Below are 25,021 nucleotides of genomic sequence, written 5' to 3'. Positions count from 1 at the left end.
TCTGGCTGACTAGAGCGCGGCACACATTCAACGCTTAAACATCTGCGGATTCTCAACGCATGTCAGACATCAACAACACCACTTTTGGCTGGGTCCTCTTTTCCGGGATCGTTGCACTCGGGCTGACCAGCCTGAGCGGCAAATATTTCCATGCCAACAGCCCCGAAGCTCCCGAAACCCCGGGTTACTTCATCGAAGGCGCTGAAGAAGGTGGCGGTGCGGCAGCGGAGATGACCATGGCTGCTGCCCTGAACATGGACGGCATCGATGTTTCGGCAGGCGAAAAGGTTTTCGCCAAATGCACGGCATGTCACACGATCAACCAGGGCGGTGCCAACGGTATCGGGCCCAATCTGTACGGCATCATGGGCAAGCCTGTTGGCGGCGGTGTCCCGGGCTTTGCCTATTCCGATGCGCTGGCCAGCAAGGGCGGCACCTGGGATTGGGAAACCATGAGCGCATGGCTCAAGAGCCCGCGGGCCTTCGCCAATGGCACCAAGATGAGCTTTGCCGGCCTGTCCAAGATCGAAGATCGCGCCGCAGTCGCGCTCTTCATGAACGAGAATGGCTCCAATCTCGCTGTTCCCGAATATGTCGAGGCGGTTGCCGGGGCTGCTGAAGGCGAGATCGACGGCGCGGCCGAAGGCCCAGGCGGCGTCGAAGGCGGCGCAGTTGATGCTGTCGAGGCGGCTGGCGCGATGGGTGATGAACAGCCTGTCGCCGAAGGCCCGCCGGAATAAGCTGGACGGTCGGCGTGCCTAGTCGCGCCCTTTGAAACCCTGAGCAACAACGTACCATTCTGACGAGCCCTTGCGGCTCGCCGGTGGTTTGGCGTGTTTGACCGTCTTGAAATGCTTCTTGAGCAGGTCGAGCAGGTCCTTGTCGGTTCCGCCGGCCAGAACTTTCGCTACGAAGGTGCCGCCCTTTTCCAGAGTTTCGACCGCAAACCACGCAGCCGCTTCGACCAGCCCCATCGTGCGCAGATGATCGGTTTGTTTGTGGCCTACGGTGTTGGCTGCCATATCCGACATCACCAGATCGGGCGGGCCATCCAGTGCCGCCTCAAGTGCGGGAGGTGCTTCGTCGGCCATGAAATCCATTTGCAGGATGGTGACGCCTTCGATCGGGTCTGTTTCCAGAAGGTCGATCCCGACAATTCCGGCCCTGGGCTTTTTCTTGCGTACCACTTGGGCCCACCCGCCTGGGGCGATGCCCAGATCGACCACCCGCGATGCCTGGCGCAGGATCGAGAATTTCTCGTCCAGTTCGATCAGTTTGTAGGCTGCGCGGCTGCGGTAGCCCTCCGCCTTGGCCTGCTTGACGTAAGGATCATTCAGCTGCCGCTCCAGCCACCGCGTTTGCGAGGCTGTGCGCTTCTTGGCGGTGCGGACCCGCTTGTCGGGATTGCGGCCCGAGCGGGTCATGCCGGTTTCCTTTTGACGGGATTTGCCTGTGCGGCTTCGAAGTCTGCCGCCATCAGACTTCGCAGGATCCCCTCGCGGATGCCACGGTCTGCGACACCCAGCTGCGGCGCCGGCCACAAGTCCAGGATTGCTTCCAGGATGGCGCAGCCGGCGACAACCAGTTCCGCGCGATCATGCCCGATACAGGGCAGGGTGCAACGCTCCTCGACGCTCATGCCGGACAGGCGGGTCGAGATGTCGCGCATGGATTCGGACGGCACAATCAGGCCGTCAACGGCGCGCCGGTCATATTGCGGCAGCTCGAGGTGAAGGCTGGCGAGGGTGGTGACCGTGCCACTGGTGCCGAGCAACCGGATGTCTTCGGATTGTGATGCGCTGGCCACGCGCTGGGCAAACGGAGCAAAACTCTCGCTCACCACGCGCCGCATTTCGGTGTAGCGGGCCAGGCGTTGCTCCGGTCCTGATCCGGAGCGGGACACTGTATCGGTCAATGAGACAACACCCCACGGTACGCTCTGCCAGTCGAGAATACGCGGCACTGCGCCTTCGCCCGGTTCGATCAGGACGAGCTCGGTCGAGCCACCGCCAATGTCAAAAATCACCGCCGGGCCGTGCCCCTGTTCAAGCAGCACATGACATCCCAGAACAGCAAGGCGTGCTTCTTCCTGGGCGGAGATGATATCGAGCATGATGCCCGTTTCGTCGCGCACGCGATTTATGAAATGCGCGCCGTTTTCGGCCCGGCGACACGCTTCGGTGGCGACAGATCGGGCCAGGTGGACATTGCGCCGCCGCAGCTTTTCGGAACAGACCTTCAACGCGCCGAGGGCGCGATCCATGGCCTCGTCCGACAGTCGCCCGGAATTGGCGAGCCCTTCGCCCAGTTTCACGACCCGGCTGAAAGCATCAATGACAGTGAAATTCTCGCCCGACGGGCGGGCAATCAGCAACCGGCAATTGTTCGTGCCAAGGTCCAGCGCGGCATAGGCCTGGCGGGGGTGGGGCCGGTGAAACGGTCGCTTGTTATTGCGTGAATGATGCGGAGAGGCACCACGACCGGCACCATTGCGGGCCGGGCGGCGATCCTTGGCATTGTCGGGCGGCGGGGAACTCTTGTAGCGAAAATCGGCTACTTTGCCGGACTTTTTGCTCCCCTTGCGGCCAGCCCTCCTGTTCGTGTCCGGCGGATTCATATCCGCCATAGTACTTCTCTTTCTCCTCCCGCACGCATTGATCGTACGGGGACCTGACAAAGAAGTTAGACGCTCGACCGCTGATCGGCAAGAGGATGTCGCGCGGCCTGCTCGCGAGCCTTGACGCAGCGGCACGCGGAACCTAGATGCGCGGCCTCCTCGGCGCCGTGGAAATGATTCCCGAGCGCTGCCGAGCCCTCGCTGTTGCCCCGTCGTCTAATGGTAAGACTACGGACTCTGACTCCGTCAATTGAGGTTCGAATCCTCACGGGGCATCCAGCACTCCTTCTCAATCCGGCACTTTTTCGCCTTTCGGACGCGAACAGGGTTTGACAATCCATTCTCATGCCGCCAATCGCTTGTTGCAATTGATTATCATTATCCTGATTTCCTCTGTCTGCCACTGGAGCGTTGTAAATGAGCCGTGCCAAAACGCGCAATTTCCTGGTCGTGTGCCACCTGTTGCTGGCGGGCCTGCTGGCGCCGCTGTTCTTCCTGGTCGCGGTGACTGGGGGGCTCTATTTGTGGGGCAACAAGGGCGAGACTGTCGAAACGGCGCTGTCTGTTCCCGCGGAGATCGCAATCCAGCAAGACGCGCCTGATGTGGAAGATAGCGTGCGGGCGGTGCTCGCAGCCAATGATCTCCCGACAGACTTCGAATATCTTCGGATGCGCCCCGGCTCGATTACGACCCGCCCGACCTCGCGTGACTTTGTGGTGCTGACCGATGAGGACGGCCAGTGGTCCGCCGCCTTGCACCAGCCCAACCTGCAATACCGGATGATGGAATTGCACAAGGGGCACGGCCCGCAAATGTTCAAATGGTACCAGATCTTTGCCGCCATCAGCCTGTTCCTGGTGGTGTTCGGCGGGCTGATCGTGGGCTTCATGGCCCCGGGCTATCGCAACAAGACGATCGGGTCGCTCGCCTTTGGCACTATCGTGTTCGTATTGCTTGCGTTTGTCCTGTGATGCTTGCCCGCAGGTGTTGCTAGGCCTAGGGGCGATGCAATGACTGACAAAGCAGACAAGATTCCCGACCACGACCTGTCCGACCGCCGGTTCTATCCGGCCGAGCAGGAGGCCGGTTTCTGTGAGACCGCGCCGCATGAGACGCCGCAAACGCAGCACCCGGCTTACAAGCTGGCCTTCCAGGACGACGATTTCCTGCTGCGCGAGGAACTGCGCCCGGTCCGCTTCCAGCTGGAATTGCTCAAGCCGGAGATGCTGCTGGACGAGGCAAGGGTTGGATCAACCCTGGTGATGTATGGATCGGCCCGCATTCCTTCTCCGGAAGAAGCGGAAGCCCGGCTGGAAGCTGCCAAGGGCGATTCCGAATACGAGCAGCGGGTGGCGGCCAATCTTGTCGCCAAGGCCAAGTATTACGAAGAGGCCTACAAGCTTGCCCGGATGGTGAGCGAAAAGGCTATTGTCGAAGACGGCAAGCGCCAATTCGTGGTCACCAGCGGCGGTGGCCCATCGATTATGGAAGCGGCCAATCGCGGTGCAAGCGATGCCGGCGCTGAGTCCATCGGGCTCAATATCGTGTTGCCGCATGAGCAGGCGCCCAACACATATGTGACGCCCTATCTCAGCTTCCAGTTCCACTATTTTGCGCTACGCAAGATGCACTTCCTGCTGCGTGCCAAGGCCGTGGCGGTGTTCCCGGGCGGTTTCGGCACCTTTGACGAGTTCTTCGAGCTGCTCACGCTGATCCAGACCGGCAAGATGAAGCCGATGCCGATCCTGCTGTTCGGCAAAGGTTTCTGGAACCGGGTCGTCAATTTTGAAGCGATTGCCGAAGAAGGCACGATTTCGAAGAAAGATCTGGACCTGATTACCTGGTGCGAAACTGCCGATGATGCCTGGGCGCATATCGCGGAATTCTACGACCTCGACAGCTAATCCTTGAGGCGCACCGCCTGGTGGCCCAGCGGGCCGCCACCGGCGCCGAATCCGGGTGCTTTCTCGATCGCTTCGCGCACGAACCGGCGCGCAAGGCGCACGGCGTGCTCCATCGACTGGCCATGACCCAGCAGCGTGGCAATGGCGCTCGCGAGTGTGCAGCCCGTGCCATGGGTGTGGCGCGTGTCGATCCGGGCGCCGTCAAAATGGACCATGCGCTCGTCGGGCGGGACCAGGATATCGATGATCCGTTGATCGTCAGTGTGCCCGCCTTTTGCGAGCACACTGAAGCCGTATTCTTCGGCGAGGGACTGCGCGGCTTCGCCAACTTGACCCGTGTCGCGCAGTTCGAGGCCAGCCAGCAATTCGAGCTCGGGCAGATTGGGCGTAAGGAGGTTGGCGAGCGGGAACAGCTGGTCACGGATCACGTCAATGGCGTCTTGCACCACCAGCGGTGCGCCTGATGTGGCGACCATCACCGGATCGAGGACAATGGGAATGTCCCCGTCAATCTCGCCAAGCGCGCGCACTACGTGCCGCACGATATCCTCGTTCTGCAGCATTCCGATCTTGATCGCATCGACGCCGATATCGTCGAGGCACGAGGCAATCTGCTGGCCGACAAACTGCCCTTCCAGCGGGGTGATACCCTGGACCCCGACGCTGTTCTGGGCGGTGACGGCCGTGATCGCGGTCATCGCGTAGCCGCCCAGCATCGTCACCGTCTTGATATCGGCCTGAATGCCCGCGCCGCCCGAACTGTCGGACCCGGCTATGATCAGGATGCGGGGCGGCGCGGTCACGGGGCGTACTTCCGCTCGGTGCTGGCCGGGTACTTTTCCAGCAATTGCTTCGAACGGGTCGGGCGATCCATCAGCTCGCCACCGCAATTGGGGCACCGATCATCCATCTCGTCGGCGCAATCCGCGCAGAAAGTGCATTCGAAGCTGCAAATGAAAGCGCCCGAAGCCGAGGCCGGCAGATCGGTGCCACAGCGTTCGCAATCCGGGCGCATCTCCAAGGGCATTATCCTGCTGCTTTCACTGCATCGCACACTTGGTCGACGATCGCTTCGACCTGAGCGGCATCGTCGCCTTCCGCCATCACGCGGATCACTGGCTCGGTTCCCGATGGGCGAATGACCAGCCGGCCCGTGCCGTCCAACGCTTTTTCTGCTTCGGCGATGGCAGCCTGCACGCTGTCTTTCTCCAGCGGGCGACCACCTTCGTAGCGGACATTCTTGAGCAATTGCGGGACCGGTTCGAAAACATGCAGCATTTCGCTGGCGCGCTTGCCCGAATTGACCAGGCTCGCCAGCACCCGCAGCGCAGCCACGGTGCCGTCGCCCGTGGTCGAATGGTCGAGCATGATCATATGGCCCGATTGCTCCCCGCCGATATTGAAGCCACCAGTCTTCATTCTGCTCAGGACATAACGGTCGCCCACTTTGGTCCGCTCGAGCGTCAGTTTCTTGCTGTGCAGATAGCGCTCAAGGCCCAGATTGCTCATTACCGTTGCAACCACGCCGCCGCCGCGCAAAACCTGCTTCTCGGCCATGCGCGTGGCAATCAGCGCCATGATCTGGTCGCCATCAACCTCTTGCCCCTTTTCGTCGATCACGATCAACCGATCGGCGTCCCCGTCGAGCGCGATGCCGATATCTGCGCCTTCTTCGACCACGGTTTTCTTGAGCAGGCCGAGCGATGTCGAGCCGACCCCGTCATTGATATTGGTCCCGTTGGGAGTGACCCCGATGCTGATCACCTCAGCACCCAGTTCCCAAATTGCGGAGGGGGCGACCATGTATCCTGCGCCATTGGCGCAATCGATAACCACTTTCAGGCCGTCGAACCGGGTTTCGGACGAAACGGTTTGCTTTACGGCATGGATGTAGCGCCCACGCAGATCCTCGATCTTGCGGGTGCGGCCGATCTGCGCAGCCTGAACCAGGGCCGGCTCGCGGTCCAGCGCCGCTTCGATGGCCATTTCCGCGTCGTCTGACAGTTTGAACCCGTCAGGGCCGAACAATTTGATGCCATTGTCGAGATAGGCATTGTGGCTGGCTGATATCATCACGCCCAGATCGGCCCGCATTTCGCGTGCGAGCAGCGCGACGCCCGGGGTCGGGATCGGGCCGGTCTGGATCACATCCATGCCGACACTGGTGAACCCGGCCACCATCGCAGCTTCCATCATATAGCCGGAAAGCCGGGTGTCCTTGCCGATCACCACCCTATGGCGGTGGTCCCCGCGCAGGAAGTATTCGCCAGCTGCCTGCGCCACACGCATGGCCATATCGGCGGTCATGTTCCCCTTGTTGGTCTCGCCCCGGATTCCGTCCGTGCCGAAAAATTTGCGCGCCATTGCCTGTCCCTGTTTCGCGATTTGGTGTTGCGGGGCTTCCCGCGATTTGCCACGCGCTTCTGGCGTGAAGCGGCCACAAAGAAAAGGGCCGATTGGGGGAGAATACCGGCTTGGCCGATACTGACACACAGCAAGGCGCATCCGTAGCCGCTGGCGAAGGCGACGGATTGGTCACGATCAGGCTGCCGGTCTGGTGGACATTTGGCGGCCTGGTGGCCGGATTGCTGACCGGGTTGCTGTTGGCAGGATCGAGCGTGATCGAGCCTGTGCTGGAAGTGACACGGCCAGTCGGCTCGCTGTGGCTCCGGGCTTTGCAGATGACGATCATTCCACTGGTCGCGGCGCTGCTGGTGCTGGGCATTACGAAGATGGCGCAGGCGGCCCGGGCCGGCGCGACGGCGCGGCGAATGCTGCTGATGGTGTTCGCCTTGCTTGTTTTCAGTGGGGTCGCGGCTGCCATTTGCATGCCGCTGTTGCTTCAAGCGTTCCCGCCGCCAGCGGGCGCGGCCAGCATTCTTGACGCCCCGGCGGGTGAAGCGCAGCAAGTGCCGACGATCGGAGATTTCATTTCCTCGCTGATCGCGCCCAATATTATCCAGGCGGCAGCCGAAACCTCTACCTTGCCGCTGACGATCTTCTTCGCGCTGTTCGCAGTCGCCGTATCGCGCCTGCCCGAGGGGCAGCGCCTGACAATGCTGAGATTCTTCGAAGCCCTGGCGAATGCCATGCTGACGATCATCGGCTGGGTGCTATGGGTTGCACCGGTGGGGGTATTCGCACTGGCTGTCGGGGTCGCAGCGCGGGCCGGGGGCGGGGCCTTTGCAACCCTGGCGCATTACATCATTACTGTGTCGGCGATGGGGGCGATCGTGCTGGTCGCGGGCTATATCGTCGGGATCGTCGGAGGGCGAAGATCGCCTGCACAATTCGCCCGCGCTGTCTTGCCTTCACAAGCGGTTGCAGTCTCGACCCAGAGCTCGCTTGCCAGCTTGCCCGCAATGCTCGCGAGTGCTCGCCGGCTTGGTATCCGGGAGGAAGTGGCGGATTTTGTCCTGCCTCTCGCAGTCGCGATATTCAGGGCCACCAGCCCGGCCATGAATATGGCCGTCGCGATCTATGTCGCGCATCTTGCCGGTGTTGAATTGACCCCGATGCTGCTGATCGCCGGTATCGCGGTTGCTTTTGTGATCAGCGTCGGCTCGGTCAGCCTGCCCGGATCGATCAGCTTCGTCATTTCGATCGGCCCGATTGCGCTGGCGATGGGGGTCCCGATCGAGCCGCTAGCCCTGCTGGTTGCGGTTGAAATGCTGCCCGATATCATGCGGACTCTGGCCAATGTGACCATGAATGTCGGCCTGACCGCAGCGGTCGACAGGGAAAAAGATACCGGCTTGCAACCCTAGCGCGTTCTGTGCGTTGGTAAGCCGACACAGAAATTCATACCATCTCAAACGGGAGATCATTCGATGGCTTTTGCAGTAACTCCACTTCCCTACGCCGATGACGCGCTGGCGCCGGCCGTCTCTGCCGAGACTTTGTCGTTCCATCACGGCAAGCACCACCAGGCGTATATCGACAAGATGAACGCCGCGATTGAAGGCACTGACCATGCCAATGGCACGCTGGAAGATGTGATCGCCGCTGCACGCGGATCGAACCAGGGTCTGTTCAACAACGCCGCGCAAAGCTGGAACCACGGCTTTTACTGGCATTCCATGACCGGCGACACCAACAGCCCGTCGGATGAATTGACCAGCATGATCAACGATGCCTTCGGTTCGATTGACGAGCTCAAGCAGCAGTTGCAGGATCGTGGCGCCGGCCATTTTGCCAGCGGCTGGGTCTGGCTCGCTGAAAAGGGCGGCAAGCTCTCGATCGAGGAAACCCATGATGGGGACACGCTGGCCGACCAGGACGGCGTCAATCCGCTGTTGGTGATCGACCTGTGGGAACACGCTTATTATCTCGACCACCAGAATGCCCGTCCGGCCTATCTGAAGGCTGTGACCGGCGACAAGCTGAACTGGAGCTTTGCGTCCGAGAATCTGGCGCGCGGAACGACCTGGTCCTATCCGGCCTGATCACGGTCCTAGCACCAAGCAGCAGAAGGCCCGTCCCGCACATGCGGGGCGGGCCTTCTGCTGTCAGGCCTGCGTTTCATCGCTTGTAGGGATTTCCATCAACGGCGTTGCAAATAGGGGCTCGCCAAAGATAAACCCGATCAGGTTCGGCCTGCCGACATGATCGAAGAATGCAGTCAGCATCAGCAGGATCGGCACGGATAACAACGCCCCGAACGCGCCCCATACCCAGGTGAAATAGGAAAAGGCGATCAGGATCATCACCGGGTTCATAGTGAACCGGGCCCCGAGGATCGACGGAGTGACCACGTTGGCCTCGACCGTATGCAGGGCCAGGTAGGCTGCCGCCGGGACCAGGCCTAGAAACAATGTGTCTGCCGTTGCAATCCCGAACAAGGTCAGGATGCCCGTCATTGCCAACGGGCCGATATAGGGAATGAAGTTCAGCAGGGCCGCCAGGCCGCCCCACATCAATGGCGCATCGACACCAAGCAGCCATGCACCGCACCCGACCACGACCCCGACGCCCAGATTGATCCAGGCAACTGTCAGGATATAGGCGGCAACCCGATCCTGAACTTCGCGCATGACCCGCGCGGCCTTGATGCTGGTGCCGAAATTGGTCCGCCCGAACAGCAGGTTCCTGCGCAGGCGAATGCGTGACTCGATCAGGAAAAAGGCCATCAGGAAGGTCAGCAGGATTTCTAGCACCAGGCTGGGAGCGCCCACTGCCAATTGTTCGAACACCGATGGCGTTGCCAGCACCACTTCGTTTGCGCCAGAGCGTCCCATCACTTCCATGAATTCGGCATTGGCGCGCGCCAGCCAGGCGAAGTCCTGCTGCAATTCGGTAAACCGTGCTCCGACTTGGTCGACCATGTCCGGAAACTCGTCGAACAGCGAAATGGCCGGTTGGAGAATAACGGCAAAGGCCACCAGCACGATGGCACAGAAGATCAGCAGGGCCAGCATCGACGAGACGACATTGGGTAATCCGATCCGGGCCAATTGGTCTGCCAGCGGTGAAAGCAGGATCGTCAAGACGATGGCTGTCGTGAGCGGCAGGAATACGACCGAACCGATCGACAAGACAAATGGCAGCGCGAGGAAGAGGCCAAGTCCGATCAGGAGGACCAATGTGCTGATCAGGCGCAATTCCTGTTCGGCGAAGGCTGTCCGCTTGCTTGGCCTTGCACTGGGCTGGGTCGACGTTCGCGCCGACGTTTGGGCCGGTTCCTGGGGCGCCGGATCTGCGGGTGTCGGTTCGTTACTCATGTCGCCTCTCTCTGGGCGATAGGTGTGGCCAGCGTCAAATGCAGGCCGTTCAAGTCTGGGTAGGCTCCGACAAGCCATCTCCGGCTGCGACCATGTCGAGCTCCTCCAGGATTGCCCGGTGCGCAGCGTCGTCACCTATCGCGCGCTGCGGAATTTTGCCTTCGGCCAGCATTTCATTGAGAGCAGACCGTGCCCGTCCGACCCGGCTCTTGATCGTGCCGATGGCACAACCACAAATTTCGGCCGCCTCTTCGTAGGAAAAACCGCCCGCACCGACGAGCAGCAGGGCTTCGCGCCTTTCTGGGGGCAGGGTCAACAAGGCGCGATGCATGTCGGACAAGTGGATCGGTTCCTCCTGTCCTGCCGGAGCCGTAAGGATCCGTTCGGCCACGCCTTCATCATATTCGCCGCGGAAGCGATTGCGGCGCATGTCGGTCAGATAGGCATTGCGCAGGATCACGAAGGTCCAGGCACGCATCGAAGTTCCCGGCTCAAACCGCTCTTGCGCGGCCCAGGCTTTCATCAAGGCCTCTTGCACCAGATCGTCGGCCATATCGGGTCGACCGCACAGGCCGCGCGCAAAGGCACGCAGATGCGGGACGACCTCGGTGAGCTCATGTTTGAAATCTGCTTTTTCTGCGGCAGTGCGCGCCGGTTTGTTCATGCGCTCTTGCCGTCGGTATCGCTGCCGTCGTCAAGTTTGGCGAGCAGATCCTTGAAGCTGTCAGGCAGGGGCTCCTCGACGACGGAATCGTAGAGTTGCCGCAAGCCGTCTGCCCATTCGGGGTTCTTGCTTCCCGCCGGGGACGCGTCGTTGGTGGCGCCCGCCTTGCCGGTACCGGCCTCGCCAGTTGGTTTCGTTGTCATATGGCTTCCGCCTGTTCCCTCACCCTTCGCAATGTCCCTTACGCGGACCAATTGCGAATTTCCATCGTGGGGAAAGGAACGAAACCGCGATGCTTTGGTTCCCACCACTGGAGACGCGAGCGCCGTTTGGTGATCGAGGGACATAAGGGAGCGGAACTTCTTGGTTTCACAACCAGACATTACTGTCCGGCGGACGAGCCGGTGGCTGGTGCGATTCCCGCGCGCTGTGCCGGTCGCGATCTTCTTGCTCGTGGCTGGCATTGCCGCCTTGAGCGTCTTTGCCATCGAAACAGGCGAGGACGGCCGTGAAGCGGCGGAGATCGAACAGACAGCGCAGGCCATTGCATCAGCGCTCGACCGGCGGGGCAATACAACAGGATCATCGTTGCGCGCAGGTGCCGCTCTGTTTGCCACCGTCGAGGCAGTACCAGCGGCTTTGTTTCGCCGTTTCGTCGAAGAGCTGAGGCTGAACGACGACAACCGCGGGGCGGAAGGCATCGGCTGGGCTGAAAGTATCGCTCCGTGGCAAATCGGAGACTTCGAAGATCGCATAGAGCAGCAATTGCTCGCGCCCTTCACAGTCACTCCGCAACCCGATGCCACGCAAAACCGGCTTGCCCCGGTGACATTCCTTTATCCTGATACCATCAGGGCCCGCCGCGCATTGGGATACGATATGTATTCCGAGCCCAAGCGAAGGGCAGCAATGGACACGGCGTTGCAGACCAACAGTCCGACAGCGTCCGGCAAAATTGTGCTGGCGCAGGAAGGCGGTGAAGAGGCCCCGGGTTTTCTCGTCTACATGCCGGTATCCACGTCCAGCGAAGATGGCCGCCGATTGAAAGGGTTTCTTTATAGCCCCTTCAACGCCCAGAGTTTCCTCGACTCCGTCATTCACAGCGGATTGGTAGGGGAACGTGCCGTAAGGCTCTATGACGGTGCGATCTCACCCGAGAACCGGCTGGCGGCGCACCAGGATGCCAACGGCATCGGCGCAAAAACGTCGACTGAAGTGCGCGTTGCCGACCGGACCATGACGGTTGAAGTCCAGTCTGCGCGCGGTGGGACCTTGTCGATCCTGTCGATGCTGACGCTGCTGTTCGGTCTCGCAGTCGCAAGCCTTTCCATGCTGGTTGCGCGGTTGCTGACCCAACAGGCGATGGAAGACGAGGTGGCCCTGGCGTATTTCGCCGAGCAGAACTCGATCCGGGACTCCCTTACCCGGGAATTGAACCATCGTGTGAAGAACACATTGGCCAACGTGCTGTCGATCGTTTCCCTTACCCGCAGGCGTGCAGAAAATCTCGAGGATTTCGCGACTGGCCTGGACGGGCGCATCCGGGCCTTGTCGGCGACGCACGACCTGCTGACCCAGTCAGAATGGGATACGACCCCGATCAGGGATGTGATCACGACCGAGTTGGCCCCTTACGCCGGCGAGGAGGAAAAGGCTCTCGATATTGCGGGGCCCAACGTCGAGCTCGCCCCTAATGATGCGCTGTCATTCGGCCTGGCGATCCACGAGCTTGCGACCAACGCATCCAAATATGGCGCGCTGAGTACATCGGGCGGCAAGGTCTCGATCAACTGGACCAAGCTGGGCGACAAGCTCGCGCGGGTCGAATGGGTCGAGACCGGCGGTCCACCCGTCGCTACCGATCGCAAGCGCGGCTTTGGCACCGAACTGATCGAAAAAATCGTCGCACATGAATTGCGCAGTACGGTGGAACTGGATTTCGCGCCCGAGGGTGTACGTTGCGTGCTGCAAGTACCCATCCGCAAGCCGAGCGAGTTCGCAATCCGCGCGCGGAGCAACGAGAACTAGGGCTGTCCGAAAGTTGTGACCGTCCGCGCTAGGACTTCGTGGAACTAGCCGAGCGCTTTGCTGGAATTAAAGAACAATGCCTGGCTGATAGCCGCCTGCACGGTTGCTTCCTGGAACGGCTTGGTCACCAGGTAAGTCGGCTCCGGACGATCACCCGTCAGCAAGCGTTCGGGATAAGCAGTGATGAAGATCACCGGCACATCGCTGACTTTGAGAATGTCCTCGACCGCATCAATTCCGGATGATCCGTCGGCCAACTGGATGTCAGCAAGGACCAGACCGGGTGCTTTCTCGGCGACGACGTCCAGCGCTTGGCTGCGGGTCGCGGCGGTGCCGCAAATGTCATGGCCGAGGCTACGCACGAGATCTTCCAATTGCATGGAGATCAGGGGCTCGTCTTCGATAATCAGCACGCTGGTTGCCGATTCCCGGTCAATCTCGTCCACTGCCTCGCGGACCATTGTTTCGATATCAGATGCCGGCATGTCCATGATCTGGCCGGCTTCCTCGACCGAGAAATCTTCCAGCGTGGTCAGGAGCAGCGCCTGGCGATTGAGCGGGGTGACCGCGCGGAGCCTATCGCTGGCCGCCGCTTCATGGCCTTCGATCGTGTCGCTGCCTTCGGCCTCGACTTCGAGATAAGCGCTCGACCAAAGGGAATTGAAAGCGCGGTAAAGCGGGACACGGCCTTGCCCGAGTTCGGCTTTGAGCGTTTCGTCCGCCAGGGCCGCTTCCAACGTGGCGCGGACAAAGTTGTCGCCGGTGGTTTGCGATCCTGTCAAAGCGCGCGCATAGCGGCGCAAATAGGGCAGGTTAGTGGCGACTTGGTCAGCGAGCGACATATATTCCCTTCCGTACTCGGCGAAAAGAACGACCCTGGTCACGGGCGGTTCCGAGTCCACGCAGAAAACATGGAAAGCTCCGCTTAGGCGTGTCCCCGTATCGCGGCAAGCAACCTGTCGGGCATGGCACGTCTTACGCCTTTTTCAACGATAGCCGTTTTTCCGAACATCTCTTAAGCGGCTAAGAAATAGGGGTAATTTGAGATTTCAGGAAAAATCTCGAAAAAATCGACGGCGGGTGGGAACCCCTGTTTCATCGCTGCATTATCTAGATGTCACCGCCGAGACCCCCCTCCCGTCCAAGCGGCAGTGACACGATCCCGAAAGGCCCTCCCTCTGCACAAGAGCGAGGGCCTTTCTAATTCTCCGACCCTTTCACGAAGAGGTTCCAACCGGGCGGCGCGCTAACTGCGCCGACGCAAGCGCGCGAGAAATCCCGGCTTTGCAGGAGCTTCCGCCAGCGCAATGAGCTCCTGCGGATCGTACGGTTTGACCAGCACTTTGCCCAGGCGGGCGATGGCATCGGGAATGTCTTGCGGGCTACCCGTCTGGAAAATGATCCGGGGCTGATTGGTGCCCACTGTCTCGACCAGTTCGGCGATCGCCCAGCCATCGTCACGGTCCGCGAGATGGACGTCGAGTACCAGCGTATCGGGGCGGCCCTTGCACAATGCTTTGAGCGCGGCGGCGGTATTGCTGACTATGTCGACCTGATTGGCGCCGGCATCGAGCAGCGCAGCTTCGAGCGACAGTGCGAGGACGGCATCGTCTTCGACCACAAGAATGTGGCCAAGTCCTTGTGGTCTACCTTTTGCCATTCCCGATCCCTGTCGTGCTGTCATTCTGGTCGATGCTATTGGAAGCATCGACATGGCACCTTCGTTCCGAAAGTGAATGCGTTACAGCGGCTTTTCGAAGATCCAGTACTCGCGATTGACCTTGCTGTTGATCGCGTCGGCAATGGCAACCATTCCCTGGTTATCATCGAGTATCCAACCAATCTCGGCCCGCTCGGTACCATATTCGGTCATCGCGTTCTCACGGATTTCGCTGATCATCATGAAGGCCAACTGGCTGGCGAGGCGCGAATTGTGCAATTCCTTGACCACGCCCATCAGCGGAACGCGCATGCCCGATCCCATCGGCCGGTGCAGCCAGCGCAGCATATGGAACCATCCGAACGGGAACAGCTTGCCGTCGATCTTTGCCAGCACATCATTCACATCAGGAAAGGTCAGCATGAAGGCGACCGGCTTGCCGTCCAGCTCTGCAATCCGGTTGATCGGCGGGTGGATGATCTGTTTCAGTTTCTTGCCAGCATAGGCAACTTCTTCAGGGGTGAATGGAATGAAGCCCCAATTCTTCGACCACGCATCGTTGAGAATCCGAAGCACGATGGCGATCTCGCTCTCCAGATTCTTCATGTCGACCGATCGAACACGAATGCGATCATTGCGCTCGCCTGATTTCACAATCCGTTGCACGATAGGCGGGAACTCCGGGCGCACATCAAGATCGTAGGTCAGCAGGGATTTGGCCTTCACATAGCCGCTGGCCTGGATCCATTCCTTATACACCTCGGGATGGTGACCCATCATGATCATGGGCGAATGATCTTCTCCCCGTACGAGCAAGCCGGGCTCTTCCCAAACAGACATGGAGATCGGTCCGAGGACCTTTCTCATGCCCTTTTCTCGGAGCCATTGTTCGGCCCGGGCAAGCAAGGCAGTCGAGACCTCGACATCCTCGGCATCGTAGTACCCGAACATGCCCGTGCCTGGCCCCATCCCTTGCTCGGGCGGTATTTCCAGCGCCAAATGATCGATATGGGCCGAAATACGCCCCACCGGTTTCCCGTGACGATAGGCAATGAACAGCTGGACCGTCGCATGGCCAAAAAACGGGTTCCGGTCCGGATCGACCAACTCAAGCTGTTCGGAACGCAATTGCGGAACATGGTTGGGGACCTGGTGGGCAAAGGCGCGGCCCAGATCGACAAAGGCCTTGCGTCCAGCCTTGTCGGAAACGGGTGTGATCACTATCTCGGCGTCGGTCACAGGCGTCCTTTGGTTCAGCTTGGATTAGCCCTGTGTGGCCTTATAGGCCCAAGTCAAGCAACCCAGTCGATCACTCTTGCCAACAAGACGCATTTGGCCCTGCTGCTTTTTCTGCGGTAAGAGGTCAATCGGAACAACGCTTATGACGATGCAACACACCCTCGACGCCGCAGAGACGGCACGCTTGCAAGCCCAGGGTGGCTGGCATGCGCAATTGCCCGATGACAAGGCGATGCTGCGCGCCGCGCGCGATCTGACCAAGGATCTGGGCGAGGCGCGGGGAGCCATATACTGGCCTGACATGCTGGTCTCGGCCGGGATCGGCTATGCCGCCATTGCAGGGGCCATTCTGGTATCCGGCATCGGAGTGAAAATCGCCTTGGGAATTGTCGCGTCGCTGGCACTCTACCGCGCCCTGATGTTCATTCACGAACTGACCCATATCCACAAATCATCGCTGCCCGGCTTCCGCTTGGGATGGAACCTGTTGGTGGGCATTCCCCTGCTGACGCCATCTTTCATGTATGAAGGGGTGCACACGCTGCATCACAAGCGCACGCAATATGGTACGATCGAGGATCCCGAATATCTGCCGCTTGCGCTGATGAAGCCGTGGAGCCTTCCGGCCTTTGTTCTCGTGGCCTTGCTGGCGCCGCTCGCGCTGGTCATTCGCTCGGCGATCCTGGTGCCCCTGGGGGCCGTCCTGCCGCCCGTCAGGCGCTTTGTATGGCAGCGTTTCTCGTCGCTTTCGATCAATCCCGACTTCCGTCGCAAGCCGCCCGAAGGCGCAATGAAACGCCGCGTGTTCTGGCAGGAGCTGGGCGTTTTCGTGTGGTCGTGGGCCCTGATCGGAAGCACCTTCGTCTTCGGCTGGGCTCCACTCCTGACTGCTTTCGTGATCCTGTCCGTAACGGCGCTACTCAACCAGTTGCGGACCTTGGTGGCGCATTTGTGGGAGAATGAGGGCGAGGCGATGACAGTGACGGCGCAGTTCCTCGACAGCGTCAATGTCCCTCCGCCAGGGCCGGTTGCGGAAATCTGGGCTCCGGTAGGCCTGCGCTATCACGCGCTACATCACCTGATGCCCTCCATGCCGTATCACGACCTGCCCGAAGCGCATCGGCGCTTGAATGCCGAACTCGGCGATGGATCGACCTATCAGGGCGCAAACCATCCGGGCATGTTTCCGCTGGTAGCCCGGATCGCCAAGAGCACGATGACGCGCGGCCGCGCCCGCGCCTGACCGTCCTCAGTCGAGAAACTTGATCATTGCGATCCGGCGGTCGGCAGGCATGCCGTTATCCGCCTCCTCCGCCAGTTCTGCGGCAAGGCGTGGATGGGCATCCAGCGCGGTGACTTCCTCGAACCCGATCTGTTCGTAAAACGGGCCGTTCCAGGGCACATCGCGAAATGTCGTCAGGGTCAGCGCGACAAACCCGGCATTGCGCGCGTCGATCATGCACGCGCGCATCAAGGTGGCGCCGATCCCGCGTTGCTGGAAATCGGGATGGACCGATACTTCCCAAACATGCAGCTCTCGCTGGAAAGGCTGGGTCGCCACAAAGCCGATCGGCGCGTCTTGCGCCAGCGCCACCAGGCAGTGACCCCTGGCGATCAGCTTGCGATGCCGCTCAGCCGAGATGGCGTGGTTTCCAGCAAATTCCGCGAGATCGGGCAGAGTGGCAAACAATGTCCCTGCAGCCATTTCCACGGCGGGCAAAGCGTCTGCATCCCCGGGCCGCGCAAGGCGGATGGACCAGTCGCTCATTCCTCGGTCCGGACCAAAACAGTTTCGCCCACCAGCAGGAACAGGAAGAAGGGTGCCCACGCCGCTAGGAATGGCGGGTATCCGCCAAAACTGCCCATGGCGAGCGCTGCATTGTCGACCACGAAATAGGCAAAGCCCAAGGCCATCCCGATAATGGCACGCACGAATAGCTGGCCAGAACGGGCAAGGCCGAACGCAGCGACTGCGCCAAGCAGCGGCATCAGGAAGGCGGAAAGCGGACCGGAAATCTTGTGCCACCATTTGGCGCGCAGTTCTGCTGTCCTTTTGCCGACGGCTTCGTAGGCATCAATCGATGCGGTGAGAATCCAAAACGGGGTCGCGTCCGGGTCGATCGCTTCGAGCTCTATCTGGGCCGGTGTGAGGCCTTCGCCGACGACACGCTCGCTTGCGGTGGAGGAACTGGCGGTGCCGACATCGAAGCTTTGCGGGTTCTCCAGCTGCCATCCCGGCGCGACGAAACGCGCATTGCTTGCTCTGACTTGCTCGACAATCTGGCCGTTGGGCGCGCGCCGGTACCAGGTGACATCGCCCAGCCTGATGTCGGCCCCGCGTCCGGTCACTGTGCGGGCGGTGAGGATATTGGTGCCGTCGGTCAGATAGACGTTGGCTTTGACATCCGATTCCTCGGGCACCTTGCCGAACTCGGTCGCCTCCCATGCTTTGAGCGTGGCGGTCGAGCGGGTCACGATACGCTCGTTGAAACCAAAGCTGACCAGGGCGACAAGGCCCGCGGTCAGGAGCAGCGGGGCAAGGACCTGATGCGCAGACAGGCCCGCTGCTTTCATCGCGATCACTTCGCTGTTCTGGTTGAGTGTGATGAGCGCGATAATCGTCGCCAACAGCACAGAGTAGGGCAGGAACCGCTGCATCAGCTGCGGGATGCGCAAACCGGCATAGGTCATCAGCTCGCTTTGCCCGTTGCCCTCCACCGCCAGGATTTCACCGCTGGTCGACAGCAGGTCCAGCATCAGGAGGACCAGGACAAGCATCACCAGCACCGCAAGGATGCGGACAATGAACATCTTCGCCAGATAGAGCGTCAGAGTCCGCGAAGGGAAAAAGTCGAGATGCATGGCTGTGCTTTACTCGGCCGGTTCGGCATCGGGTGCAACAAAGGCATCGGCCCGGCCACGCTTGCGTTTGAACAGCTTGCCGATCCTCTTGCCCAGTTTCGCCGATGCGGTTTCCAGAGCACCGATGGGCTGGCCGCCCGGCTTGTGGGCGACGGTCCAATACATCCACAGGATCAGCGCTGCGAACAACACGAAGGGCCCCCACAGGGCGATGATCGGATCGACCCGGCCCAGCGCGGCCACGTCCTCTCCATACTGGTTTATCTTGTGATAGCTCACCACCATGATGATCGAGACAAACACGCCGAGCGCGCTGGTCGATCGTTTGGGCGGGATCGCCAGGGCCACTGCGAGCAAGGGCATCAGCAGCATCATCACCACTTCGACCAGCCTGAAGTTGAAGCTGGCCTGGCTGGCATTCTGTTTCTCGACAGTCTCGTTCCGGTCCCAGCCGATCCGCAACAATTCGGGCAGGATATATTCACGCTCCGCATCGCCGCGATCGCGGAATTCCTCGATGGCGGGCAAGTCGATCGGCAAATCGTGGCGGGTGAAACTGAGCACCCGCGGTGAACGGCTGCCGGTATCCTGGACGATTGTGCCGTCTGACAGGCGCAGGATGATCGTATCGGGGCTGTCGCTGGTGGCGAGGAAGGATCCTTCGCGCGCGCTGATCGAGAGTACCTGCCCCTGCTCATTCGCGACGCGGGCAAAGATGCCTTTCAATTGTCGGCCATTGTCTTCGCTTTCCTCGATCCGCAGCGCCATCCGGTCGGCCAGTGTGGTGAATTCGCCGACCTTGATCGAGGCTCCCAGCGCGCCCGAGCGCAATTCATATTCGAGCTGCTCGTAGTAATACCGGCTGACCGGCTGGACATAAAAGACCAGCGCCACATTCACCGCCACCAAAACGCCGGTGATGATATAGGGCACGCGCAAGAGCCTCATATATCCGAGGCCAACGGCGCGGAAGACGTCCAGTTCGCTTGATGTCGCCAGCTTGCGGAAGGCGAGGAGGATGCCGAGCAACAGGCCAAGCGGGATCGCCAGGCTCGCATATTCAGGGATCAATGCGCCGAGCATCTTGAAAACGACACCGATGGGTCCGCCTTCGACCGCGACGAAATCGAACAGCCGCAACATCTTGTCGAGCAGCAGCAACGAGGCCGCCAGCACAAACACACCCATCATCGGGACGATGACGAGCCGCAGGATATAGCGATCAATGGAGGGGATGAATTTGAACACTCTGGCCAGTCTTGCCGGGCGGCTATCCTCTCACTGCAGGTCCATGCGCTCTAGCGGTAAATCGCGGTGAGGTCATGTCCTGACATGGTACGTAGTGGATAGTGCCTGCAACAGCCTGTCGCAGAGCTTTACGCTTTTTCCAGGGTGCACTGGAGCGGATGCTGGTTCTGCTTGGCGAAATCCATGACCTGATTCACCTTCGTTTCGGCCACTTCATAGGGGAAGATACCGCAAACACCGACGCCCTTTTGGTGGACATGCAGCATCACTTGCGTCGCTTGGTCCATATCCATCCGGAAGAACCGTTTGAGTACCAGCACCACGAATTCCATCGGGGTGTAATCGTCATTCAGCATCAGCACCTTGTACTGGCTCGGCTTCTTTGGCTTGGCCCGCGTCTTGGTTGCGATGCCGATCTCGGTATCGGAATCACCGTCGCCCCCCTGGGCATCATCATCGCCAGCGCCAGCCGGGTGCAGCGCGGGATCGGAAAGGAGGGAATGATCAATCATTGTGCTCGGCAATATCGTATTCGATTGGCGGGATGCAAGATGGCGCGGGGGGTTTAACGAAACGCAAAGGCGTTCGATCCCGCACGGCCCGCATATTCTTCCTGCAATCAGACAAGAAAAAGGGCCGGGCGGCTTTGCAGCAACCCGACCCTTTTAGGATCCAGCCGGTTGGGAGAGGAGAGTAACCGGCCTTCAAACAATCGCGTTTGCGATCTGCTTCGTCAGCTTAGGCAGCTTTCGACAGCACTTCGCGAGCTTCGCTGACGCGGCTCGAAATCGGCGCGAAAGCTTCGTTGGCAAGCTTCAGCCATGCTTCGGTGCTCTTGGAGCTGTAAGCCATGGCAGCGTCGAAGTTGCGACGGGCGAGGTCACCCTGCAGCTTCATCAGTTCGGTCGGCGACTTGACGGCAGCCATCAGCTTCACGTCTTCGGTAACCTGCTCGGCAGCCTTCTTCGTGTCTTCGAGGCCTTCGCGTGCCATGCCCTGCATGCCATTGGCGAGGACCTTGCCCGATTCAACGACGGCTTCGAGGTTGTGCTTGTTGAATTCGACCACGTCGCCAACAACTTCGGTACCCTTGGTGTACGCACCCTTGATGCGGGTCTGTGCGTCGGCAGCCATGGTCTTGGCGGTTTCGGTCATCTTGGTGGTGTCGGCTTTGGCCATGATAGTGTCCTTAAGCTTGGTAACAGTGGATGTTGCGGGAGCAGCCTTCCTGGCTGCAGCAGTTTTCTTCGGCGCGGCCTTCTTCGCAGCTACCTTCTTGACGGCAGGCTTGCGGGCAGCGGTCTTTTTGGCTGCAACCTTTTTCGGAGCAGCTTTCTTGGCGGCCTTCTTTTTGGTCGCAGTCTTCTTCTTGGCAGGAGCCTTCACAGCCTTGGCCACTTCAGCGACCTTGGCAGCAGGCTTCGGGTCCGCGGCGACAGCCTTTGCGACCGTGGCGGTTTCTACCTTCTTGGCAGCTGCTTCGGCGTAGGCCTTTTCAGCAGCAGCATCGATTTTGCTCGTGGCGTTGTCTGCCATGATGAATTCCTTGCTTCACATCAGTTCTATGTTGCAGTGCACAAAATAGACATTGCGACTGCGAAGTCAAGCAGTTTTTGTGCACTGCAACATAGATTGATCAAATGCACATTAGATCATTGTTTTTAATCAAGGAATTTGAAGGCCTCGGTGTTGAAAGCCCGGCCTATCGCGCTGCAACATAGCGGCCGGGGGCATCTTCGATCACCGGATCTGCCTTGGTCGCACCCGGATTGCGCTTCCCATTTGCTTTCACTGTGTCGCTGCTTTGCTGGCGGATCCAGTCGATCCAGTCCGGCCACCAGCTACCCGGATGCTCTTCGGCCCCTTCCCGAAACGCCTCGAGCGACTCAACGCCGGGATCATCGTTGAGCCAGTATTGGTACTTGCCGCTTTCGGGCGGATTGACCACGCCGGCAATATGGCCCGATCCGGCCAGCACGAATTTGAGGGGCCCGGTGAAATGGTCGCGGATCTTCCAGACGCTTTCGGCCGGGGCAATATGGTCTTCCTTGCCGGCCTGGACATACGTAGGGACGGAGACTTCGCCGAGGTCGATGGGCGTATTGTCCGCCGTCAATGCGCCCGGCTTCACTAGCAAGTTGTCGCGATAAAGCTGCTGCAAGTAATCCTTGTGCCACTTGGCAGGCAGATTGGTGACGTCGCCATTCCAATGCAGCAGGTCAAAGGCCGGGTAATCTTCGCCCAGCAGGTAGTTGTTGACGACATAGTTCCAGATCAGGTCGGTGCCGCGCAGCAGATTGAAGGCTGCCGCCATATAGCGACCGTCGAGATATCCTTCGCCCGACATCGCCTCGATCGCCTTGATCTGGTTGTCATCGATGAAGTGCAGCAACTCGCCTGCTTTCTCGAAATCCACCTGTGCGGTGAAGAATGTCGCACTCATTACCTTGCCCTGCTCCCCGCGCTTGGCAAGGATCGCCAGGGTGGCGGCGAGTGTGGTGCCGGCCACGCAATAGCCGATCGTATGGACGTCGGGCACTTTCAAACGCGAACGGATATGATCGATCGCCTCGATCTGGCTGCGAATGTAATCGTCCCAGACCACATTCTTCATTGAACTGTCGGCTGACTTCCAGCTGACCACGAACACGGTCAGCCCCTGCTCGACCGCCCAGCGGATGAAGCTCTTCTTTGGATTGAGGTCGAGGATATAGAACCGGTTAATCCACGGCGGGAAGATCACCAGCGGCACTTTCAGCACGTCGCCGGTCGAGGGCGCATACTGGATCAGCTGGTACATCTTGGTTTCATGGACGACCTTGCCGGGGGAAACGGCGATGTTCTCGCCCAGCTTGAAAGCGTCAGGATCGGTGTGAGTCAGCTGGCCGCGGCGCATATCGGTCAGCATATGCTCCATGCCCTTGACCAGATTGGCGCCCTTGGTCTCTATCGTCCGTTCCAGAACGATGGGATTGGTCGCCGCAAAGTTGGACGGGCTCAGTGCATCGACCACGGCCTTCACCGCGAACTGCAATTGCTCACGCTTTTCCGCGTCAACACCATCGAGGCTCTCGACCACCCCTTCCAGCTGTTCTGCCATCAGCAGATAGGTCTGGTGGATCAGCGCGAAGACCGGATTGTTCTGCCAGCGCTCGTCACGAAACCTCTTGTCCGATCGGGGCAGAGTGGCGCTGTCGGTCGCAGACAGGTCAAAGCCGGATCCGCCGAACTGGCCCAGCACGCCCTTCCACAGGTTCATCGCATCGCCCCAGAACTGCATCTGCGCCTCGGGCTTCACCATCGGCATCCGTTTGTGAAAGCTGTCGAGGAACGACATCCATTTGGCCGGATCGGGCAATTGCGAAGGGATCTTGGCTGCCTGCTCGGCCTGGAACTTCAGCCACATGGCCTGAAGTTTGGCACTATTTTGGGCCCATTCGCCCGCGTCGGCAACATTGGGAAGGACCGGCGGCGTGCCCGGCATCAATTGCCCGAATACTGCCTTGGAGGCTTCTTCCTGCAGCTCGAACAGTTTGGAAAACGCGCCGGTGGGGTCTTTGGGGTCGGTCATATCGGGTCCTCTAGCCCAGTTTCTGCGCTTAGTCGCGCACACCTGCAAGGCCTCCTTTGGTGGAATAGGCACGCATTCGATTGCGCGCCCGATTGCAGGGGCTAGAGCTTTGCGCCACTAAAGGAATGCTAGAGACCTTCAGACTTACAGGATTGTTACAAGTCAGGACGATATGGATACCGATTTCTACCGCATGAAGCGCCTGCCGCCATACGTGATCGCCGAAGTGAACGCGATGCGACATGCGGCGCGCCAGGCGGGTGAAGACATTATCGATCTGGGTATGGGCAATCCCGATCGTCCGCCTCCGCAGCATGTGATCGACAAATTATGCGAAGTGGCGATGAAGCCCGATGCGCATGGATATTCGCAATCGCGCGGCATTCCCGGCCTGCGCAAGGCCCAGGCCAATTATTACGGCAATCGATTCGGAGTGGACATCGACCCTGAAAGCGAGGTCGTCGTTACTCTTGGATCGAAAGAAGGACTGGCCAGCCTTGCCACTGCAATCACTGCGCCTGGTGACGTGATCCTGGCACCCAACCCATCCTATCCGATCCATACATTCGGCTTCATCCTGGCGGGCGCTACGATCCGGGCCGTGCCGACCACACCCGACGAAGCCTATTGGAAGGCGTTGGAAAGCGCGATGGCCTTCACTGTGCCGCGGCCCAGCGTGCTGGTGGTCAATTATCCGTCCAATCCGACCGCAGAAGTTGTCGACCTCGCATTCTATGAACGCCTGGTTGCTTGGGCGAAGGAGAACCAGGTCTGGATCCTGTCCGACCTTGCTTATTCCGAGCTGTATTTTGACGGCAATCCAACCCCGTCGATCTTGCAGGTGCCTGGTGCCAAGGATGTCGCGGTCGAGTTTACGACCTTGTCAAAAACCTACTCCATGGCCGGCTGGCGGATGGGTTTTGCAGTCGGCAACAAGCAGCTGATCGCGGCCATGACGCGGGTAAAAAGCTATATCGACTATGGTGCCTTCACCCCGATCCAGGCGGCTGCCTGCGCGGCCCTCAATGGTCCGCAAGATGTGGTTGAAGAGAACCGGCAGATTTATCACAAGCGGCGCGACGTGATGGTCGAAGCGTTTGCGCGGGCCGGCTGGGCTATCCCAGCGCCGCCGGCATCGATGTTTGCCTGGGCACCCGTCCCGCCTGAGCTCGCTCATCTGGGCAGCCTCGAATTCTCCAAGCAATTGCTGACCGAAGCCAAAGTCGCCGTGGCGCCCGGCGTGGGCTACGGTGAAGAGGGCGAGGGCTTTGTGAGAATAGCCATGGTCGAGAACGAGCAGAGGCTCCGACAGGCTGCCCGCAATATCAAACGCTACCTGTCATCGAACGGCGTGCAGCCCGAATCCACCTGAGCGCCGACGGGATCGAATCCGAATTCGAGGAGTCGGTTAGGTGATTCGATTGATGAATCGGATCGATTGCCCTAATCCTGTGGCCGCAACAGGAGCAGTTCGAACATGGAATCGCCCAAGTTCCGTTCTTTGACG

Annotated in this window: 25 protein-coding genes and 1 tRNA gene; 9 read left to right on the top strand and 17 right to left on the bottom strand. The window is 60.0% G+C overall.

The genetic code is table 11. The features are described from left to right. Positions 1 to 59 precede the first annotated feature (59 nt). Positions 60 to 740, top strand: coding sequence for a c-type cytochrome (locus tag ABD653_RS06800; protein WP_160777986.1), 681 nt, complete (start codon positions 60 to 62; stop codon positions 738 to 740). Positions 741 to 758: 18 nt separating this feature from the next. Here the strand turns inward: ABD653_RS06800 and ABD653_RS06795 are convergent, their stop codons facing one another. Both ABD653_RS06795 and ABD653_RS06790 read right to left on the bottom strand, forming a co-directional pair. Next, positions 759 to 1,424: an RlmE family RNA methyltransferase gene (locus ABD653_RS06795; protein WP_160777985.1), complete on the bottom strand. Its 666-nt coding sequence runs from the start codon at positions 1,422 to 1,424 to the stop codon at positions 759 to 761. Beyond that, a complete protein-coding gene (locus ABD653_RS06790) occupies positions 1,421 to 2,626 on the bottom strand; it encodes a Ppx/GppA phosphatase family protein (RefSeq protein ID WP_160777984.1) in 1,206 nt (401 codons plus the stop codon). The genes ABD653_RS06795 and ABD653_RS06790 overlap by 4 nt, the downstream gene beginning before the upstream one ends. A 196-nt stretch (positions 2,627 to 2,822) precedes the next feature. Between ABD653_RS06790 and ABD653_RS06785 the strand changes: the two genes are divergently transcribed. From ABD653_RS06785 to ABD653_RS06775, 3 genes are all read left to right on the top strand, one after another. Beyond that, positions 2,823 to 2,896: transfer RNA gene (locus tag ABD653_RS06785), tRNA-Gln, on the top strand. A 138-nt stretch (positions 2,897 to 3,034) separates the two neighbouring features. Next, positions 3,035 to 3,589, top strand: coding sequence for a PepSY domain-containing protein (locus ABD653_RS06780; RefSeq protein WP_160777983.1), 555 nt, complete (start codon positions 3,035 to 3,037; stop codon positions 3,587 to 3,589). Positions 3,590 to 3,628: 39 nt separating this feature from the next. Continuing rightward, the gene (locus ABD653_RS06775; RefSeq protein WP_160777982.1) at positions 3,629 to 4,522 is read left to right on the top strand and encodes an LOG family protein; all 894 of its coding nucleotides are present in this window, start codon (positions 3,629 to 3,631) and stop codon (positions 4,520 to 4,522) included. Here the strand turns inward: ABD653_RS06775 and thiD are convergent. Genes thiD through glmM form a run of 3 tightly spaced genes read right to left on the bottom strand, consistent with a single transcriptional unit; the run spans position 4,519 to position 6,886 of the window. Beyond that, the gene (gene thiD / locus ABD653_RS06770; RefSeq protein WP_160777981.1) at positions 4,519 to 5,325 is read right to left on the bottom strand and encodes a bifunctional hydroxymethylpyrimidine kinase/phosphomethylpyrimidine kinase; all 807 of its coding nucleotides are present in this window, start codon (positions 5,323 to 5,325) and stop codon (positions 4,519 to 4,521) included. The two genes, ABD653_RS06775 and thiD, sit on opposite strands and share 4 nt — an antisense overlap. Further along, positions 5,322 to 5,549 (bottom strand): DUF1272 domain-containing protein, encoded by a 228-nt coding sequence (locus ABD653_RS06765; RefSeq protein WP_160777980.1) that lies wholly within the window; start codon positions 5,547 to 5,549, stop codon positions 5,322 to 5,324. Before ABD653_RS06765 ends, thiD begins: the two co-directional genes overlap by 4 nt. Further along, positions 5,549 to 6,886, bottom strand: coding sequence for a phosphoglucosamine mutase (gene glmM / locus ABD653_RS06760; RefSeq protein WP_160777979.1), 1,338 nt, complete (start codon positions 6,884 to 6,886; stop codon positions 5,549 to 5,551). Before glmM ends, ABD653_RS06765 begins: the two co-directional genes overlap by 1 nt. 110 nt (positions 6,887 to 6,996) lie before the next feature. Between glmM and ABD653_RS06755 the strand changes: the two genes are divergently transcribed. Both ABD653_RS06755 and ABD653_RS06750 read left to right on the top strand, forming a co-directional pair. After that, positions 6,997 to 8,289 carry a dicarboxylate/amino acid:cation symporter gene (locus ABD653_RS06755; RefSeq protein ID WP_160777978.1) on the top strand — a complete coding sequence of 431 codons (1,293 nt, stop codon included), beginning with the start codon at positions 6,997 to 6,999 and terminating at the stop codon, positions 8,287 to 8,289. Between the two features lie 63 nt (positions 8,290 to 8,352). Then, positions 8,353 to 8,967 (top strand): superoxide dismutase, encoded by a 615-nt coding sequence (locus tag ABD653_RS06750; RefSeq protein WP_160777977.1) that lies wholly within the window; start codon positions 8,353 to 8,355, stop codon positions 8,965 to 8,967. Between the two features lie 63 nt (positions 8,968 to 9,030). Here the strand turns inward: ABD653_RS06750 and ABD653_RS06745 are convergent, their stop codons facing one another. The 3 genes from ABD653_RS06745 to ABD653_RS06735 are packed head-to-tail and all read right to left on the bottom strand — an operon-like array spanning position 9,031 to position 11,109. Next, positions 9,031 to 10,242, bottom strand: a complete 1,212-nt coding sequence (locus tag ABD653_RS06745) for an AI-2E family transporter (protein ID WP_160777976.1) — start codon at positions 10,240 to 10,242, stop codon at positions 9,031 to 9,033. A 49-nt stretch (positions 10,243 to 10,291) separates the two neighbouring features. After that, complete coding sequence (locus tag ABD653_RS06740) at positions 10,292 to 10,906, bottom strand: sigma-70 family RNA polymerase sigma factor (RefSeq protein WP_160777975.1); 615 nt, start codon at positions 10,904 to 10,906, stop codon at positions 10,292 to 10,294. Next, entirely contained in the window at positions 10,903 to 11,109 is a 207-nt protein-coding gene (locus tag ABD653_RS06735) for a NepR family anti-sigma factor (protein ID WP_160777974.1), read from the bottom strand. The genes ABD653_RS06740 and ABD653_RS06735 overlap by 4 nt, the downstream gene beginning before the upstream one ends. Before the next feature lie 160 nt (positions 11,110 to 11,269). Here ABD653_RS06735 and ABD653_RS06730 point away from each other — a divergent pair, with 160 nt between their 5' ends. Then, positions 11,270 to 12,934 carry a CHASE domain-containing protein gene (locus ABD653_RS06730; protein ID WP_234032105.1) on the top strand — a complete coding sequence of 555 codons (1,665 nt, stop codon included), beginning with the start codon at positions 11,270 to 11,272 and terminating at the stop codon, positions 12,932 to 12,934. A 44-nt stretch (positions 12,935 to 12,978) separates the two neighbouring features. On the opposite strand, the gene ABD653_RS06725 is transcribed toward ABD653_RS06730, so the two are convergent. The 3 genes from ABD653_RS06725 to ABD653_RS06715 form a co-directional block, all read right to left on the bottom strand. After that, positions 12,979 to 13,776, bottom strand: a complete 798-nt coding sequence (locus ABD653_RS06725; protein ID WP_160777973.1) for a response regulator — start codon at positions 13,774 to 13,776, stop codon at positions 12,979 to 12,981. 404 nt (positions 13,777 to 14,180) lie between these two features. Next, on the bottom strand, positions 14,181 to 14,594 hold the full coding sequence (locus ABD653_RS06720; protein ID WP_160777972.1) for a response regulator: 414 nt from the start codon (positions 14,592 to 14,594) through the stop codon (positions 14,181 to 14,183). A gap of 81 nt (positions 14,595 to 14,675) precedes the next feature. Further along, positions 14,676 to 15,833 (bottom strand): GNAT family protein, encoded by a 1,158-nt coding sequence (locus ABD653_RS06715; RefSeq protein WP_160777971.1) that lies wholly within the window; start codon positions 15,831 to 15,833, stop codon positions 14,676 to 14,678. A 142-nt stretch (positions 15,834 to 15,975) separates the two neighbouring features. Here ABD653_RS06715 and ABD653_RS06710 point away from each other — a divergent pair, with 142 nt between their 5' ends. Continuing rightward, a complete protein-coding gene (locus tag ABD653_RS06710; protein ID WP_407672725.1) occupies positions 15,976 to 17,076 on the top strand; it encodes a fatty acid desaturase family protein in 1,101 nt (366 codons plus the stop codon). Positions 17,077 to 17,082: 6 nt separating this feature from the next. Here the strand turns inward: ABD653_RS06710 and ABD653_RS06705 are convergent, their stop codons facing one another. The 6 genes from ABD653_RS06705 to ABD653_RS06680 form a co-directional block, all read right to left on the bottom strand. After that, positions 17,083 to 17,601 carry a GNAT family N-acetyltransferase gene (locus ABD653_RS06705; protein ID WP_160777970.1) on the bottom strand — a complete coding sequence of 173 codons (519 nt, stop codon included), beginning with the start codon at positions 17,599 to 17,601 and terminating at the stop codon, positions 17,083 to 17,085. Further along, complete coding sequence (gene lptG / locus ABD653_RS06700; protein ID WP_160777969.1) at positions 17,598 to 18,695, bottom strand: LPS export ABC transporter permease LptG; 1,098 nt, start codon at positions 18,693 to 18,695, stop codon at positions 17,598 to 17,600. The genes ABD653_RS06705 and lptG overlap by 4 nt, the downstream gene beginning before the upstream one ends. Before the next feature lie 9 nt (positions 18,696 to 18,704). Further along, positions 18,705 to 19,943, bottom strand: coding sequence for an LPS export ABC transporter permease LptF (gene lptF / locus ABD653_RS06695; RefSeq protein ID WP_160777968.1), 1,239 nt, complete (start codon positions 19,941 to 19,943; stop codon positions 18,705 to 18,707). Between the two features lie 128 nt (positions 19,944 to 20,071). Then, on the bottom strand, positions 20,072 to 20,455 hold the full coding sequence (gene clpS / locus ABD653_RS06690) for an ATP-dependent Clp protease adapter ClpS (protein ID WP_234032104.1): 384 nt from the start codon (positions 20,453 to 20,455) through the stop codon (positions 20,072 to 20,074). A gap of 226 nt (positions 20,456 to 20,681) precedes the next feature. Continuing rightward, positions 20,682 to 21,479, bottom strand: a complete 798-nt coding sequence (locus ABD653_RS06685; RefSeq protein ID WP_160777967.1) for a phasin family protein — start codon at positions 21,477 to 21,479, stop codon at positions 20,682 to 20,684. Between the two features lie 166 nt (positions 21,480 to 21,645). After that, a complete protein-coding gene (locus tag ABD653_RS06680) occupies positions 21,646 to 23,514 on the bottom strand; it encodes a PHA/PHB synthase family protein (protein WP_160777966.1) in 1,869 nt (622 codons plus the stop codon). 172 nt (positions 23,515 to 23,686) lie between these two features. Between ABD653_RS06680 and ABD653_RS06675 the strand changes: the two genes are divergently transcribed. Next, positions 23,687 to 24,886, top strand: a complete 1,200-nt coding sequence (locus ABD653_RS06675; RefSeq protein ID WP_160777965.1) for an LL-diaminopimelate aminotransferase — start codon at positions 23,687 to 23,689, stop codon at positions 24,884 to 24,886. The last annotated feature ends 135 nt before the right edge of the window (positions 24,887 to 25,021 follow it).

It is taken from the genome of Parerythrobacter jejuensis (assembly GCF_039536765.1).
Classification (GTDB): domain Bacteria; phylum Pseudomonadota; class Alphaproteobacteria; order Sphingomonadales; family Sphingomonadaceae; genus Parerythrobacter; species Parerythrobacter jejuensis.
Note: the sequence above shows the minus strand (reverse complement) of the source record. Positions and strands in the feature narration are given on the sequence as shown.